The organism is Flagellimonas myxillae (genome assembly GCF_023502235.1).
GTDB lineage: Bacteria > Bacteroidota > Bacteroidia > Flavobacteriales > Flavobacteriaceae > Flagellimonas > Flagellimonas myxillae.
Map to the genome: position 1 here is coordinate 1,746,654 of NZ_JAMFLY010000001.1, position 16,459 is coordinate 1,763,112.

At 43.4% G+C, this 16,459-nt stretch carries 9 protein-coding genes and 2 tRNA genes; 5 read left to right on the forward strand and 6 right to left on the reverse strand.

Annotated elements, in window-relative coordinates; genetic code table 11:
- Positions 1-196: 196 nt before the first annotated feature.
- The 3 genes from M3P07_RS07800 to M3P07_RS07810 form a co-directional block, all read right to left on the reverse strand.
- Positions 197-271 (reverse strand) — tRNA-Pro (locus M3P07_RS07800).
- A 370-nt stretch (positions 272-641) separates the two neighbouring features.
- Positions 642-725 (reverse strand) — tRNA-Ser (locus M3P07_RS07805).
- Positions 726-877: 152 nt separating this feature from the next.
- Positions 878-2,914 (reverse strand): HD family phosphohydrolase, encoded by a 2,037-nt coding sequence (locus tag M3P07_RS07810; RefSeq protein ID WP_249969316.1) that lies wholly within the window; start codon positions 2,912-2,914, stop codon positions 878-880.
- Positions 2,915-3,024: 110 nt separating this feature from the next.
- On the opposite strand from M3P07_RS07810, the gene M3P07_RS07815 reads away from it, so the two are divergent.
- Both M3P07_RS07815 and M3P07_RS07820 read left to right on the forward strand, forming a co-directional pair.
- A complete protein-coding gene (locus M3P07_RS07815) occupies positions 3,025-4,200 on the forward strand; it encodes an acetyl-CoA C-acyltransferase (RefSeq protein ID WP_249969317.1) in 1,176 nt (391 codons plus the stop codon).
- 20 nt (positions 4,201-4,220) lie between these two features.
- Positions 4,221-4,970 (forward strand): C40 family peptidase, encoded by a 750-nt coding sequence (locus M3P07_RS07820; protein ID WP_249969318.1) that lies wholly within the window; start codon positions 4,221-4,223, stop codon positions 4,968-4,970.
- A gap of 49 nt (positions 4,971-5,019) precedes the next feature.
- On the opposite strand, the gene M3P07_RS07825 is transcribed toward M3P07_RS07820, so the two are convergent.
- Together M3P07_RS07825 and gyrA are read right to left on the reverse strand one after the other, a co-directional pair.
- A complete protein-coding gene (locus M3P07_RS07825) occupies positions 5,020-6,282 on the reverse strand; it encodes a tetratricopeptide repeat protein (protein ID WP_249969319.1) in 1,263 nt (420 codons plus the stop codon).
- Positions 6,283-6,310: 28 nt separating this feature from the next.
- Positions 6,311-8,842 (reverse strand): DNA gyrase subunit A, encoded by a 2,532-nt coding sequence (gene gyrA / locus M3P07_RS07830; protein ID WP_249969320.1) that lies wholly within the window; start codon positions 8,840-8,842, stop codon positions 6,311-6,313.
- A gap of 261 nt (positions 8,843-9,103) precedes the next feature.
- On the opposite strand from gyrA, the gene M3P07_RS07835 reads away from it, so the two are divergent.
- Positions 9,104-11,659: an ATP-dependent Clp protease ATP-binding subunit gene (locus M3P07_RS07835; protein WP_249969321.1), complete on the forward strand. Its 2,556-nt coding sequence runs from the start codon at positions 9,104-9,106 to the stop codon at positions 11,657-11,659.
- Between the two features lie 155 nt (positions 11,660-11,814).
- Positions 11,815-12,234, forward strand: a complete 420-nt coding sequence (locus M3P07_RS07840; protein WP_249969322.1) for an STAS/SEC14 domain-containing protein — start codon at positions 11,815-11,817, stop codon at positions 12,232-12,234.
- Here M3P07_RS07840 and M3P07_RS07845 read toward each other — a convergent pair.
- Positions 12,231-13,766 carry an NAD(P)H-hydrate dehydratase gene (locus tag M3P07_RS07845; protein ID WP_249969323.1) on the reverse strand — a complete coding sequence of 512 codons (1,536 nt, stop codon included), beginning with the start codon at positions 13,764-13,766 and terminating at the stop codon, positions 12,231-12,233. The two genes, M3P07_RS07840 and M3P07_RS07845, sit on opposite strands and share 4 nt — an antisense overlap.
- Before the next feature lie 247 nt (positions 13,767-14,013).
- Between M3P07_RS07845 and thrA the strand changes: the two genes are divergently transcribed.
- Positions 14,014-16,458 carry a bifunctional aspartate kinase/homoserine dehydrogenase I gene (gene thrA / locus M3P07_RS07850; RefSeq protein WP_249969324.1) on the forward strand — a complete coding sequence of 815 codons (2,445 nt, stop codon included), beginning with the start codon at positions 14,014-14,016 and terminating at the stop codon, positions 16,456-16,458.
- Position 16,459: the final 1 nt, after the last annotated feature.

Below are 16,459 nucleotides of genomic sequence, written 5' to 3' on the forward strand. Positions count from 1 at the left end.
TCCGTAAACGAAAGTCAAATCACGTTGAAAGCCTTGCTCTCATTGAAAAGTTACAAAAAAAAGAGGTAACCGATTAGGTAACCGAATAGGTCACTTTTTTAATAAAAAAATAGCTAACCAAATGATATCAAAAAAAATTAAATTCTTGATAATCATAAAGTTAGCTATTCTATGACCTCGAATAAAATGAGGTTCGTCGGGGTGGCAGGATTCGAACCTGCGACCTCCTGCTCCCAAAGCAGGCGCGATAACCGGGCTACGCTACACCCCGTGAACAGCTTTCGCTGCAATTTTCAAAAAACAATTTCCAAAACCCAACTACCTATAATCAGTAGACCGGTTCCGGGCGGAGTTTATCCTCGCATGTAATGCGGGGGCTACACCCCGTAAACAGCTTTCGCTGTAATTTTCAAAAAACAATTTCCAAAACCCAACTACCTAATCAGTAGACCGGTTCCGGGCGGAGTTTATCCTCGCATGAAATGCGGGGACTACACCCCGTGAACAGCTTTCGCTGCAATTTTCAAAAAACAATTTCCAAAACCCAAATCATCTATGACTAATAGATTGGTTTTGGGTAGAGTCCATCTTCAAATAAATTTGAAAACTTTAACTCCAATATTTCCATGTAAAAGAAATAGCGGAGAGACCGGGACTCGAACCCGGGCAGCACTTACGCGCTGACAGATTAGCAATCTGCTCCGTTACCACTCCGGCACCTCTCCTAAACATTTTTATTATGAACATGCGCTCTAAAAACGCCAACCTGTCCAACACAGAGTACCATGTCATTCAAGCGGGTGCAAATGTACCTCTTCATCTGAAAGAACGCAACTATTTTTTTATTTTTTTGAAGTAGTTATGGAAGTTTAGGAGCTTACTCCGGGTACTCCACCCGTAAGTGGTAAATATTGGTAAGTTTTTGCTTTAAAACCTTCTTCACCATTTCTATTTCTTTCAGGGTGATGTTCGCATTTAAAAATTGATTGGCCTGCATTTGCCCTTTTACAATTTTTTCCACAAACTCATCAATCATCATAAAAGTGGGGTTCTTTAAACTTTTGGAGGCTGCTTCAACGGCATCGGACATCATTAAAATTGCCGTTTCCTTCGAAAATGGGATGGGTCCAGGGTACCTAAAATCCTGCTCTACTACATTTTCCTCAATCTCTTGTTGCTTCTTAAAAAAGTAAAATACCAAAGTGGTTCCGTGATGGGTCCTCAAAAAGTCTATCACCCTATCTGGAACCTTATTTTTTCTTGCAATCTCTATCCCCTTGATAACGTGGTCGACTATAATCTTTGCACTCTCCTTAGGTGGTAAATCATCATGCGGATTAACATTCGTAATCTGATTTTCCGTAAAAAAGGTCGGGTTCTCCATTTTACCAATATCATGATACAAGGCCCCCACCCTAACCAACATGGCATTCGCGCCAATTTCATTGGCAGCCGCCTCGGCCAAATTGGCCACCTGAAGGGAGTGGTGGAAGGTTCCAGGTGCCTTATCGGAAAGTTCCTTAAGCAATTTTGAATTGGTATCTGACAATTCCAAGAGGGACACATCGGAAATCAATCCGAAGATTTTCTCATAGATATAGATCAAGGGTTGCGCAAACAACGTAAGCAAACCATTCAGGATAAAAATCCCGAACAAAACCCATTCTATGTTCTCCAGATTACCTTCATGGATAATATGGAAGGCAAAATACCCCAGGATATAGATAAGGGTAATCTGCCCCACCGAAATAAAGAGGTTGGCCCTTTTATACAATTCGGAGGCCGTGAGTATGGTCACAATACCAGCAATGGTCTGCAAAAAGATGTATTCAAAACTATTGGGAACAACAAACCCCAAAATGAGTACGGTCAGCACGTGCACGAACAATCCCAATCTGGCGTCAAAGAAGTTCTTGAGCACCAAGGGCAATATACAAAGCGGTACTACATATACGTAGTTTTCATTGTTTTTCACCATCAAAGTGGTTGCCAAAACCATCAGTAGAATATTGACGAAAATGAAGGTGACTTTGTTATTGTTCTTGAAAATCTCGCTTCGGTATCTTTTTAGAAAGAGAAAGAGCATAATAAGGACCAAAGCCACCAATATGGTGTATCCCAAGAGAATAAAATAATAGTTGTTGCCTCTCCAAAGTTCAGATTCGTATTCCTCCTTCAGGGAATCCAAAATTTTAAAATTCTCGGCCTCGACCACTTCACCCTTGGCAATGATCAACCGACCCTCGGAAACTTCTCCCCTTGTAAACGATATTTTAGAAAGTTCTTCCGCTAAAGCCCGTTCCGTGAATACCTCATCATAGCTAACGTTGGCTTCGATGGATTTACCAATAACATCTTCCAAGATTTCGTCCCCAACCAGGTTGACCGCACCTAGCAGTTCTGATGCCAAATCCATCGCCCGGTTTTTATTGAGAAATCCGCTGCTCACCACAGCTCGGGCCTCATTGTTTTTGACGACCCTAACGCTGTTGGTCGCTGGTAACTCCTGAAAAACTCCAATATGGTATACGCTGTCCAATACACTGGATGCCCAATTAAGCAGCGCGTTTTGCTGTCTTGTAGTTAGATTGTTTGTGCTGAAAGAACTTCGTATGTCGGTCTCCACATTTTGTTTGACCTGGTTCAGAATCGCAGCATCGAATGCATAATAATCCGTCTTGTTGTCCCGAAGGGACTGTTGTTCCGATGCAATCTCTTCCGCGGTCTTTTTGATGGAGAAATCAATGGGAGCGTAGAGATTTTCGTATTGCCAAGGTTTTGCTTTCTGAAATTCGTATTTGAACTTCCCTCCCTTCGGGAAAAAGAATACGATCAGGGCCACGGATACCACATAAAGAAAATACTTGTAGGCCAGTGATTGATGCCTGTAAACGTTATCCAAAGTTTTTCCCATTCTCTGCGGTATTGCTTCAAAAATAGAAATAATAAATAAGAACTTGGGAGAAGCCGGGGCTAGAGCTTTGCATTTAAATTTAGTATTTTCGCATCAGTAAAAATGCATATATGAACAAAGTTGTCATCGTTTCTGTTGCCCGTACCCCAATTGGAAGTTTTATGGGTTCACTTTCTACAATTCCCGCCCCTAGATTGGGTGCTGTGGCCATAAAAGGTGCCCTGGAAAAAATTGGTTTGAAACCTGAAGAAGTTGATGAGGTTTTGATGGGAAATGTGGTTCAAGCAGGAACTGGGCAGGCTCCCGCGCGACAAGCTGCGATCTTTGCAGGAATTCCCGATTCGGTTCCCTGTACTACCGTGAACAAGGTATGCGCCTCTGGGATGAAGGCCATTACCCAAGGGGCCCAGTCCATTGCCTTAGGTGAGAACTCCATTGTGGTTGCCGGGGGGATGGAAAACATGAGTTTGATTCCGCATTATGCATATTTAAGAAACGGAAAGAAATTTGGTCCTACCAGTTTTGAAGACGGCATGCAGCGCGATGGACTCGTAGATGCCTATGACGAGAATGCTATGGGTGTCTGTGCAGATGCATGTGCAGTGGAACACGGATTTAGCCGAGAAGACCAAGATGCCTTTGCAATACAATCGTATGAACGATCAGCCGCCGCTTGGAAGGCTGGGAAATTCGACGACGAAGTGGTTCCCGTTGAAGTTCCACAGCGCCGGGGAGAACCCCTTGTGGTAAAGGAGGATGAGGAATACAAAAACGTGAAAATGGAAAAAATCCCGGCACTTCGACCTGCCTTTACCAAAGAAGGTACGGTGACTGCCGCCAATGCGTCCACTATTAATGATGGGGCCGCAGCAGTAGTGTTGATGAGTGCGGAAAAAGCAGCCAAGCTCAACCTAAAACCCTTGGCCACTATAAAAGCTTATGCCGACGCTGCCCAAGAACCCGAATGGTTCACCACGGCTCCAGCAAAAGCCCTGCCCAAAGCCTTGGCTAGAGCAGGGGTATCCATGGACGATATCGATTTTTTTGAAGTTAATGAGGCCTTCTCTGTAGTGGGACTGGCGAACATGAAACTCTTGGGACTTGACGATTCCAAAGTCAACGTGAATGGAGGTGCTGTGTCCTTGGGGCATCCACTGGGCTGCTCAGGAGCAAGAATCACCATTACCTTGGTAAATGTCCTGAATCAAAACAACGCAAAATTAGGTGCGGCCGGTATTTGCAACGGAGGTGGTGGGGCTTCTGCCATCATTTTGGAAAGAGAATAATTTCCCTAGTAGGCCTGCACATGCAATATGGAATCTGCCATCTTAGCATTGTTCCCATAAGAACAAATCCTGATGACACCACTGAAATGGTATCACAACTGCTCTATGGGGAGCATTTTAAGGTGCTGGAAATCCGGAAAAAATGGAGTAGGATTCGAGTTGCTTATGACAGTTACGAGGGTTGGGTTTCCAATAACCAATTTTGCTGGATTTCAGAGGAAGACCACCAAAAATTGGAAGGGAGCAAACCAGATTTGGCATCGGACATTGTTTCCCATATTTGCACTTCGGATGGTATGCTTCTTCCAGTGCTTTTGGGTTCCGTAATTTCTATTACAGATATCCTACAGCATACTTTCGAAGGACAGCTCGTAAACGGACAACAGTCCAAGGCCAATTTGGTGGAAACTGCACTACTATATTTGAATACTCCGTATCAGTGGGGAGGAAAATCGCCTTTTGGGATAGATTGTTCAGGTTTAACCCAAATGGTCTATAAAATCAACGGGTACTCGCTCAAAAGGGATGCGGAAGAACAATCCGGGCAAGGAGAGCCCTTAAGTTTTATCGAGGAAAGTGAACCAGGTGATTTGGCCTTTTTTGATAACAACGAAGGGGTAATCGATCATGTTGGAATTATTTTGAAGGACAATTATATCATCCATGCCCATGGACATGTCCGAATAGATCGTTTGGATCATACCGGGATATTCAACACCGAGGAAAAATTATATACCCACAAACTACGGGTCATAAAGAAGATTATATAAAAAAAGCCTCGATGTTATCGAGGCTTTTTTCTTGAGATTTTAGTTATTCCTATTCTCCCAATAGTTTTTTAACGCGCATAAAGTTCTCGGTATCCCCAAGTGCTCCATAGATGTTCTTCAACTGTGTAAGAACACTTTGGTTATCGGGATTGTTTTGCAACGCATCCTCCAAAATTTTAGCCCCTTCCAGGAAAAGGTCATCCTTCTGTTGCTTAAGCTCATCATATCTGGCAATATCCGCCCTGGAGCTTCCCAATGCGTTCATTTCATCAATTAGTCCGTTACCTTCGTTCACATAAGTAGTGGAAAGGTTCAAGAGAGCATTGATATACCCAGGATCCACGGCTAAAGCCTTTTTATAGGAGGCACGTGCTTCCTCAAGGTTACCCTGCTCCATGTTGATTACCCCAATATTGTATAACAAATCGGCGTTGTCAGGAGCCATCGAAGAAGCTTCGGACATTAATTCCTTGAATTTGTCCTTATCGCCCATGGCGTAGTAAAGGTTTGCCTCTCCAAGTACCAAGTTTACATCATCCGAATTCTCTGCTCTTGCATCTGAGTAAGCGGCCAAAGCCTTGTCATTGTCACCCAATTGTTGGTAAATAAGGGCTACATTTTTAACAATCTCGGCTCTTTTGGATGGTGTTTTTTCATCCTTGGGATCCTTGTGGGTACCTGCCTTTACATAAAGGTTACGGGTAGTTTCATCCATGGTCTCCACTTCACCAGTCTGTACATTTACAGCGGTAAATGTGGTACCACTTCCATCGTATCCAATTTCCTTGAGTTCATTATAATGGGATAATGCTTTTTCGTAGTGGTTACCATTCACCGCGCTACTAGCCGCATAGTACAAGTAAATCGTGTCTGTCGGGCTCAATTTAAAGCTTAGGTACAACTTATCGGCTGCGGATTCAAAATCCTTATTTCCATTGTCTTCTACCGCGGCATTAACCAAATCAGCGGTAATTTGCGCCAAACTTTGGGTGGCTACGGTGGTATACTTTTCCTTTCCGCTGGCTTCCTCAACTGAAACCACCTTTCTAAAGGCATCTATTGCAGTTTGAAATGCCTCATCATCTCCTTTTTTGGCCAAGTCGGAATAAATATTTCCCTTAACCGCATAATACTGGGCTTGGAGTCTTGGGTCGGCACTGTCAATAAGTGATGCCGCACCTTCCAAAGCCGATTTTGCCCCATCGGTATCCCCAACTTTAAGGGCCTTTTCTGCTGCTTTGATCTCGTTCTTCTGCGAGAAACCTATTGCCGAAACCCCAAGGGCAATTAATATTAAAACTTTAGTTTTCATTTTTAATTCAATTATTAGTGTTTATTGATTACTCTTTATTATCCTCGGTATTGTTATCAATTGCTGTGCCATCTTCTCCATTTACCTCAATATCAAGTATATCGGCTTCATCCATGGCGTCCTCATCCTTCATTACCTTAGCTACCGCGGCGATAGAATCATTGCCTTTTAGGTTGATTAGTCTTACCCCTTGGGTGGCCCTTCCCATTACTCTAAGATCCTCCACACTCATGCGAATGGCAATCCCAGATTTATTAATGATCATCAAATCATCTGTATCGGAAACATTTTTAATGGCCACCAAACCGCCGGTCTTATCCGTTATGGAAATGGTTTTTACACCTTTACCTCCACGGTTGGTAATCCTATAATCATCGATGGTTGATCGCTTTCCATATCCATTTTCTGAAACAACAAGGATGTCATCTTCAAAATTATGGACCGAGACCATTCCTATAACCTCATCATCATCGTTGGCCAATCGTATTCCTCTAACTCCTGCGGCATTCCTACCCATAGGGCGAGTCTTGCTTTCTTCAAACCGGATGGCTTTTCCTGACTTCAAACCTAAGAAAATTTGACTGGTTCCCGTGGTCAGTTTTGCTTCCAGTAGCTCATCTTCATCCCTAATGGTAATCGCATTGATACCATTCTGACGAGGTCTTGAATATTGCTCCAAGGAAGTTTTCTTGACCGTACCTTTTTTCGTGGCCATGATCACGTAATGGGTGTTTACATAATCTTCGTCCTTTAGATCTTGGGTACAGATAAAGGCTTTCACCTTGTCCTCCTGCTCAATATTGATCAAGTTTTGGATGGCCCTACCCTTGGAAGTCCTACTACCTTCAGGGATTTCATAGACCCTCATCCAGAAACATTTTCCTTTTTGGGTAAAGAACAACATATATTGGTGGTTGGTTCCCACGAACAGGTGCTCTAAGAAATCCTCATTTCGGGTGGAGGACGCTTTCTGCCCCACTCCCCCTCTATTTTGTGTCTTATATTCGGTAAGCGGGGTCCTTTTGATATAACCAGCATGGGAAATGGTAATCACCACTTGCTCATCGGGAATCATATCCTCAATGCTCAAGTCACCTCCCGCGAAGTTAATCTCAGATCTTCGCTCATCCCCATATTTCTCCTTTACCTCAAGAAGTTCTTCCTTGATAATATCCATTCTTCGCTCCTTCTTGTCAAGAATGTCCTTCAAGTCTTCAATGGTCTTTAACAACGCATCATACTCTTCGCGAAGCTTGTCTTGTTCAAGACCGGTAAGCTGTCGCAAACGCATCTCAACGATGGCCTTCGCTTGAACTTCGGTAAGCTTGAAGCGTTCCATTAAGCTGCTTCTGGCCTCATCGACATTGGAAGAACCTCGGATAATGGCAATTACTTCGTCAATATTGTCCGAAGCAATGATCAATCCTTCAAGAATATGGGCCCTGTCTTCCGCCTTTTTCAGCTCAAACTTGGTCCTACGGACAACCACTTCATGTCTGTGGTCCACAAAATGACCAATGATCTCCTTTAAGTTCAGCAATTTTGGTCTTCCTTTGACCAAGGCAATATTGTTCACACTAAAGGAAGACTGGAGCGCCGTGTACTTGTATAACATGTTCAGCACAATGTTCGGAATCGCATCACGCTTCAGGATATATACAATACGCATCCCTTTTCTATCCGATTCATCCCGGATGGTCGAGATGCCCTCTATCTTTTTATCATTGACCAAGTCGGCGGTTTTCTTGATCATATCTGCCTTATTGACCTGATAAGGAATTTCGGTAACGATTATGCACTCTCGGCCTTGTACCTCTTCAAAAGTGGCTTTTGCACGCATTACAACGCGCCCCCTACCGGTATGGAAGGCCTCCTTAACCCCATCGTAACCATAGATGATTCCCCCTGTTGGAAAATCAGGTGCCTTTATATGGGTAATGAGTTCATCAATTTCTATATCCTTATTGTCGATATACGCCACAGTACCGTCCACCACCTCAGAAAGGTTGTGCGGAGGCATATTTGTGGCCATACCTACGGCAATACCAGAAGCTCCGTTGACCAACAAGTTTGGAATACGGGCTGGAAGTACGGTAGGCTCTTTTAGAGAGTCATCAAAATTCAGCTGATGGTCTACGGTATCCTTATCGATATCTGCCAACATATCGTCGGCAATCTTACGCATCCGTGCCTCGGTATAACGCATTGCTGCAGGGCTATCGCCATCTACGGAACCAAAGTTACCCTGTCCATCGATCAACATATACCTAAGGCTCCATTCCTGGGCCATCCGTACCATGGTGTCATAAACGGAGGTATCCCCGTGAGGGTGGTACTTACCAAGAACCTCACCCACAATACGTGCCGATTTCTTATGTGCACTGGTAGATCTTACCCCAAGTTCGTGCATTCCAAAAAGTACTCTTCTATGAACAGGCTTAAGTCCGTCCCTGACATCCGGCAGGGCACGTGACACAATGACCGACATTGAATAATCAATGTAGGCAGATTTCATCTCATCCTCAATGTTGATAGGAATTAACTTTTCTCCTTCCGCCATGCTAAAATCTCGTTGTTTTTTGTGGTTAAATTATCACGGCAATATACACAAAATCGCCCCTTTCAAAACGCTTGTGGTCTACTTTATTAAAAAAATTATCAACAGAACAATCCTTGGTTCAATCTATATGATAAACCTATGTTAAACCGTTAATAAAATGAGCTTTATTTCGACTTTTAATACAAGTTTATCGAATATGGGTACGGTATTTGACTACGGTAATGATACTTTTATTAATTTTAATTGCTGAAAAGGAAGCCTATGGATGATAATTTTTCCCCAAGAGTAAAGGACGTAATAGCATATAGTAAGGAAGAGGCCCTAAGATTGGGCCATGATTTTATAGGTACCGAACACTTAATGCTAGGTCTTTTACGCGATGGTAATGGCAAAGCCATTAACATACTGGACGCCTTGGATGTTGACTTGGACCACTTGAGACGTAAAGTGGAAATCCTTAGCCCCGCAAATCCAAATACGGGAACAACCCAAAAGGACAAAAAGAACCTACATTTAACGCGACAAGCCGAACGGGCCCTTAAGACCACGTTCTTGGAAGCCAAGCTTTTCCAAAGCTCTTCCATAAATACAGCACACCTTCTACTGTGCATTCTTAGAAACGAAAACGACCCCACCACAAAACTTTTACACAAGCTAAAGGTGGATTATGATAATGTAAAGGAGCAGTTTAAATCCATGATCACCAGCGATGATGATTATCTGGATACACCACAAGCGGAGTCCTTCCCCAGTGATCCGGAGGAAACCGGGGAATCCAAGGAAAGTAGCTTTGGTTCCAGTTCCGCACAAAAAGGGAGCAAAAAGTCCAAGACCCCAGTTTTGGACAATTTTGGACGTGACCTTACCCGCCTGGCCGAGGAGAATAAATTGGATCCCGTGGTGGGAAGGGAAAAAGAGATCGAGCGTGTATCCCAGATATTGAGCCGAAGAAAAAAGAACAATCCACTCCTTATTGGTGAACCCGGAGTGGGTAAAAGTGCCATTGCCGAAGGTTTGGCCCTCCGAATTATCAATAAAAAAGTATCCCGAATTCTTTACAATAAAAGAGTGGTGACGCTTGATTTGGCATCTTTAGTTGCAGGAACAAAATACCGCGGACAGTTCGAGGAGCGGATGAAAGCAGTGATGAACGAGTTGGAAAAGAACGACGACATCATCCTGTTTATTGATGAGATCCATACCATTGTTGGTGCCGGTGGGGCTACAGGAAGCTTGGATGCTTCCAATATGTTCAAACCTGCCTTGGCAAGGGGTGAAATCCAATGTATTGGAGCCACAACCCTTGACGAGTACAGACAGTATATTGAGAAAGACGGGGCTTTGGAGCGTCGTTTCCAAAAGGTGATGGTAGAACCTACCACCGTTGAGGAAACTATCGAGATCTTGATGAACATCAAGAGCAAATATGAAGACCATCATAACGTCAATTACACTGATGACGCCATTGTGGCTTGCGTGAAGTTGACCAATAGATATATGACCGATCGCTTCTTACCAGACAAGGCCATCGATGCCCTGGATGAAGCAGGTTCGCGAGTACACATTGTGAATATGGATGTGCCCAAACAAATTTTGGAGTTGGAAAACCAACTTGAAGATGTGCGGGAACTGAAAAACAGTGTAGTCAAGAAGCAGAAGTACGAAGAAGCTGCTAAGCTTCGTGATGATGAGAAGCGGCTTGAAAAGGAATTGGCTTCCGCCCAAGAACGATGGGAAGAAGAAAGTAAACTTCATAGGGAAACGGTATCTGAGGACAATGTTGCCGATGTGGTTTCCATGATGAGCGGTATCCCTGTCAATAGAATAGCACAAACCGAAAGCAATAAACTGGCAGAATTGCCTGAATTGATCAAAGGATTTGTAATCGGGCAGGATGAGGCCGTTGCCAAAGTTGCCAAAGCCATTCAACGTAACAGGGCTGGATTAAAGGATCCCAACAAACCTATTGGTTCGTTTATCTTTTTAGGTCAGACCGGGGTTGGAAAGACACAGTTGGCCAAAATTTTGGCCAAGGAGCTTTTTGATTCGGAAGATGCCCTTATTCGAATCGATATGAGCGAGTACATGGAAAAATTCGCCATTTCGAGATTGGTAGGTGCACCTCCCGGTTATGTCGGCTATGAGGAAGGTGGGCAATTGACCGAAAAAGTTCGAAGAAAACCGTACTCGGTGATTCTTCTGGACGAGGTGGAAAAAGCGCACCCTGATGTGTTCAATATGTTATTGCAAGTTTTGGACGATGGTTATTTGACCGATAGTCTGGGCCGAAAAATAGACTTTAGGAACACCATCATTATCATGACCTCCAATATAGGAGCACGTCAATTGAAGGATTTTGGTCAAGGTGTAGGATTTGGCACCGCGGCCAAAAAAGCCCAAGCGGATAGCCATCAGAAAAGCGTTATCGAAAATGCGCTTAAAAAGGCATTTGCCCCGGAATTCCTGAATAGGATTGACGATGTTATCGTGTTCAATCCATTGGAAAGAGAAGATATCCACAAGATTATCGATATCGAGTTGGATAAGCTATTCTCCCGCATCAAGGATATAGGTTATGATTTGAAGCTTTCCAAAAAAGCCAAGGACTATATAGCCGAAAAAGGTTTTGACAAGCAGTATGGAGCCCGTCCACTAAAGCGTGCCATCCAGAAGTATATCGAGGATGCACTGGCAGAGGAAATCGTGAACTCCAAGTTGGAAGAAGGCGATAGCATTTTCATGGATTTGGACACCAAAAAGGAAGAGCTTACTATTAAAATCAAAAAGCAGGAAAAGTCTCCGGAAGCGGAACAATAAAGTAATACAAACCAAGCGAAGGAGCTCCGTAGTACGGGGCTCTTTTTGTATCCAATGTTACCGTACACACGATATTTACGCGTTTAATCTAAATTTTTTCTGCCCAGTGGACGTTCCCCATACCTTCGTAGGGAGAGACACTATAATTTTGGGGAATGAGAATTGCTTCTAATAAGAAGGCTATTATTGTACGCGAGTACCAGTTGGATATTGGAATTGTTCAAGTATTTGACGATTACATGGTCGCAACGTTTGAAGAAGGGGCCACCATGACGCTGGAACGCGCTTATCAGATTATCGGAATTTCAGAAATACACTTCAGGGAAAAGGACTTTGGGTATATAAGCCTAAGAAAAAACTCCTATGCCGTAGATCCCACCATTTACAACTACTTGAGGGGCATGCAAAACTTAAAAGCCTTTGCCATCGTTTCCAAAAAAGAAATTGATATGCACAATTTCAAAATAGAGAAACTCTTCTATAAAGGAAATATGGAGTTCTTTATTGAATTCGACAACGCTTTGGCCTGGGTCAAGAAAAGACTCAAAAAGACCAAGAAAAGGAACTCTGCTTAAGCTCCCTTTCCTTCTTCAGGTTCCGGACTTTTAAAAAGTTCCATATAGGCCTTTCCAATATTTTTTATCAATGTGGTTGCTTTGAGCGCATCATAGCTTTCAATTGCAGCACCAATATCTCCGGCAAGTCCATGGAGGAATACACCGAACACCGCCGATTGGATGGGGGTATATCCCATAGCCATCAATCCAGTGATCATTCCTGTTAATACATCTCCGCTACCCGCGGTCGCCATTCCCGGGTTTCCAGTACTGTTCACATAGCCTCTGCCGCCATAGAGCGTTATGGTATGTGCCCCTTTTATTACTAATATGATATCGTGTTTGGCCCCAAAAGCTTTGGCCTTCTTCAGTTTATCAAAATCGTCTTTCCACTCCCCTACCAATCGTTCCAACTCCTTCGGATGCGGGGTTAAAATGGATTGTTTGGGAACTTCCTTGAGTAAATTGGGATGTTGCGACAAGATGTTCAGTCCATCGGCGTCTATCACCACAGGAAAATCAATTTCCTTTAAGAATTTTTCAAAAGCTTGGACCGTTTCTTCATTGGTTCCCAACCCCATGCCTATTCCGACAGCATCAGGTTTGAACGGAATTTTGACCTCCGTGATTCGGTCATCCTCCTCGTCGGTGATTACCATCACCTCTGGAAGCGCAGTTTGCAAGGAATGGTATCCGCAATCTGGCACAAAGGCGGTTACCAATCCACTTCCTACGGTCAAACAAGCATCTGCAGCCATTTGTACGGCCCCTACTTTTCCATGGCTCCCGCCAACAATTACTGCATGACCGTAGCTTCCCTTGTGTGAGAATTTCAGTCGCGGACGGTAGATGGGTTGAACATCCAACTTCGTCATAAACTCAAATTCCACAGCCTCCTTGGCCAAAAACTCGCCATCCAATCCAATGTCCAACAACTCCCACTGATTTTGGTAAACTCCGGTTTCCGGTAAGAAGAAAACCAATTTGGGAACCTGAAAACTAAGTACATAGCTAGCTCGTATTACGTGGGCCGGATTCCAAGGCAGTTGATTGCTTGGTAATCCCGATGGGATATCCACCGAAAGCACAAAGGCTTGTGAAGCATTGATATGCTCAATTAATTTGCCCACCCAATCACTGGGTGCCCTGTTCAGACCAATCCCAAAAATGGCATCAACGATAATATCGTTGGGAGATATTTCTGGCATTTCGCAATCGTCATTTAAAAACTCGGGCCAAATTTTGCGGTCCTTCAACCGTTCCAAATTCAATAGAAAATCCTTGGAACGCTTTTCACTATAGTTCACTACGTGGACCTTAATGTTGTAATTCGCTTCTTTGAGCAATCGAGCTAAAGCAATTCCATCTCCCCCATTGTTACCTATACCACAAAACAACTGAATCGTGACCTCGGCGCCCTGTAACCGGGAGTGTATCCATTCAAAAAGTTGGGTTGCAGCCCTTTCCATCAGGGAATCACTCGGAATTTGCTGCTTTTCTATTGTGAATTTGTCAGCTTGATAGATTTGGTTCGCGGTAAAAATTTTCATTCAACAAGAAAAATTAACAATTGCTACGGATTTCGTAAAAATTTTAGAATCATTTGAGGAAGCTACCAAAAGTACTACTTTTGAACCTGATTCCTGTACAATGCAATTTAGACAAACGGATATTGAACGCTGCAAGATGAACACTGCTTCATCCATCTTCACTTTGACTACCATCACCCCTTTGGGGTAATCTGCTATTTTCCGTCCGTCCTTAAATTAATTTCAACATTTTACAATCAAATTCATCATGAAAGTCCTAAAATTTGGTGGTACTTCAGTCGCCAATCCAGAGAATATAAACAAGGTTAAGTCCATTGTCCAAAGCAGTTCCAAAGATAAACTGGCTGTTGTGGTCTCCGCCTTTGGTGGCATTACCGATGTTTTGCTCAACACCCTGCAACAAGCTTCAGAACAGGATGACGCCTATAAATCGGGCTTGGAGTTGATAGAACAACGCCATATCGATGCCATTAAGGAATTGATTCCGGTGCAAAACCAAAGTACCATCCTTAGCAAGGTCAAAAGTGACCTCAATATTTTGGAAACCCTCTTGGAAGGTTCCTTTCTCATTGGGGAAATCACCCCAAAACTGTCCGACAAAATTGTGAGTTATGGGGAATTACTGTCCTCTTACATCATTAGCGAATTTTTTAAGGCCGAAGGTCTTAATGCCACTTTTAAGGACAGTCGGGAACTGATCATTACCGATAGCTCTTATGGCAAGGCCGTGGTCAATTTTGAGAAGACCGATGCCAATTGCAAGGAATACCTTGAAAATGACAAACATCAAATCCATATTCTGCCCGGCTTCGTGGCTTCCAGCAATGATGGAAATTCCACAACCTTGGGTCGTGGGGGTTCTGACTTCACGGCGGCGATTGTGGCTGCAGCAGTGGATGCTTCCCTTCTAGAGATTTGGACAGATGTGAGCGGAATGTATACCGCCAATCCAAAGTTGGTGAAGCAGGCCAAATGTGTTTCCCACATTAGCTATGAAGAAGCCATGGAACTTTCCCATTTTGGTGCCAAAGTGCTATACCCTCCAACCATACAACCGGTGTTGGGCAAGGAAATTCCCATCGTTATCAAGAATACGTTTAGTCCTAATGATGAAGGAACTTTGATTACCAAGAACACCAATAGAGGCGGAAAAACGGTCCGGGGCATTAGTCATGTAGGCAACATTAGCCTGTTGTCCCTCGAAGGCCCCGGTATGATTGGTATCCCAGGAATTTCCAAACGCTTTTTTGAAACCCTTTCCTTGGAACATATCAGCGTGGTTTTGATTACCCAAGCATCCTCAGAGCATTCTATCTGTGTTGGTATTGCTGATGAAGATGTAGACCGTGCTGTTGAGGCGGTCAGCAAAGCCTTTGAATATGAAATGGCCCGTAAAAAAATCAAGCCCGTCATTGTTGAAAAGGATCTGACCATTGTTGCCTTGGTTGGTGATAATATGAAAAGTCATCAAGGATTAAGTGGAAAGATGTTCAGCACTTTAGGGAAAAACAATGTGAACATTCGGGCAATTGCCCAGGGAGCATCGGAAAGAAACATTTCCGCGGTCATCAAGAAGGCTGATGTTAAAAAAGCACTGAACTCACTTCATGAAGAGTTTTTTGAGGAGAACATCAAGCAGCTAAACCTTTTTGTGATGGGGGTTGGAAATGTGGGTTCCAGGTTCCTAGCTCAAATCCGTCAGCAGAAAAAATACTTGAAAGACGAACTACAGCTCAATCTTCGGGTAATTGGAATCAGTAATTCCAGAACCATGGCCTTTGACGAAAATGGGATTGATCTCGAAGCATGGGAATCGATACTTTCTAAGGGTGAAAAAGCGAATAAAGAAAAATTCTTTGATACCGTTGCCCACCTCAATTTTAGGAACAGCGTATTTGTGGATAACACAGCAAGTGCTGAAGTGGCCAATAGTTATCCCAACTACCTAAAAAACAGCATCTCCGTGGTGACCTGCAATAAGATAGCTTGTTCTTCGGATTATGCTTTGTACAAGGATTTGAAGCAATTGGCCAAAAAATATAATGCGCCATTCTTGTTCGAGACCAATGTTGGAGCTGGTCTTCCCATTATCGATACACTGAAAAACTTGATTGCATCCGGGGATAAGGTCAATAAGATTCAGGCCGTACTTTCCGGCAGTTTAAACTTTGTCTTCAACAATTTCAATGACGAAGTCACCTTCCACGATGTGGTAAAACAAGCACAGGAAGAAGGCTATACCGAACCCGACCCTACCATCGACCTCAGCGGAATTGACGTGATGCGAAAGATTTTGATTTTAGCCCGAGAAAGTGGTAATCAGTTGGATATTGAACAAATTGAGAACGAATCCTTTTTACCCCAAGAAAGCCTGGACACCAATTCCAATGAGGCCTTCTTTGAATCCTTGAAAAAACACGAGGACGGGTTCCAAGAACTTTTCAAGGAAGCTAAAGATACCGACAGCAAACTCAAATATGTAGCCCAGTTTGAAAATGGGAAAGCCAAGGTGGGCCTGCAGCAAATTCCGAAAGGACATGATTTCTATAATCTCGAAGGGAGCGATAACATTGTGCTGTTCTTTACGGAGCGTTATCCCAACCAACCTATGATCATAAAAGGTGCTGGTGCGGGAGCAGATGTAACGGCTTCCGGTATCTTTGCGGATATTATCAGAATTGGAAACTTTTAAC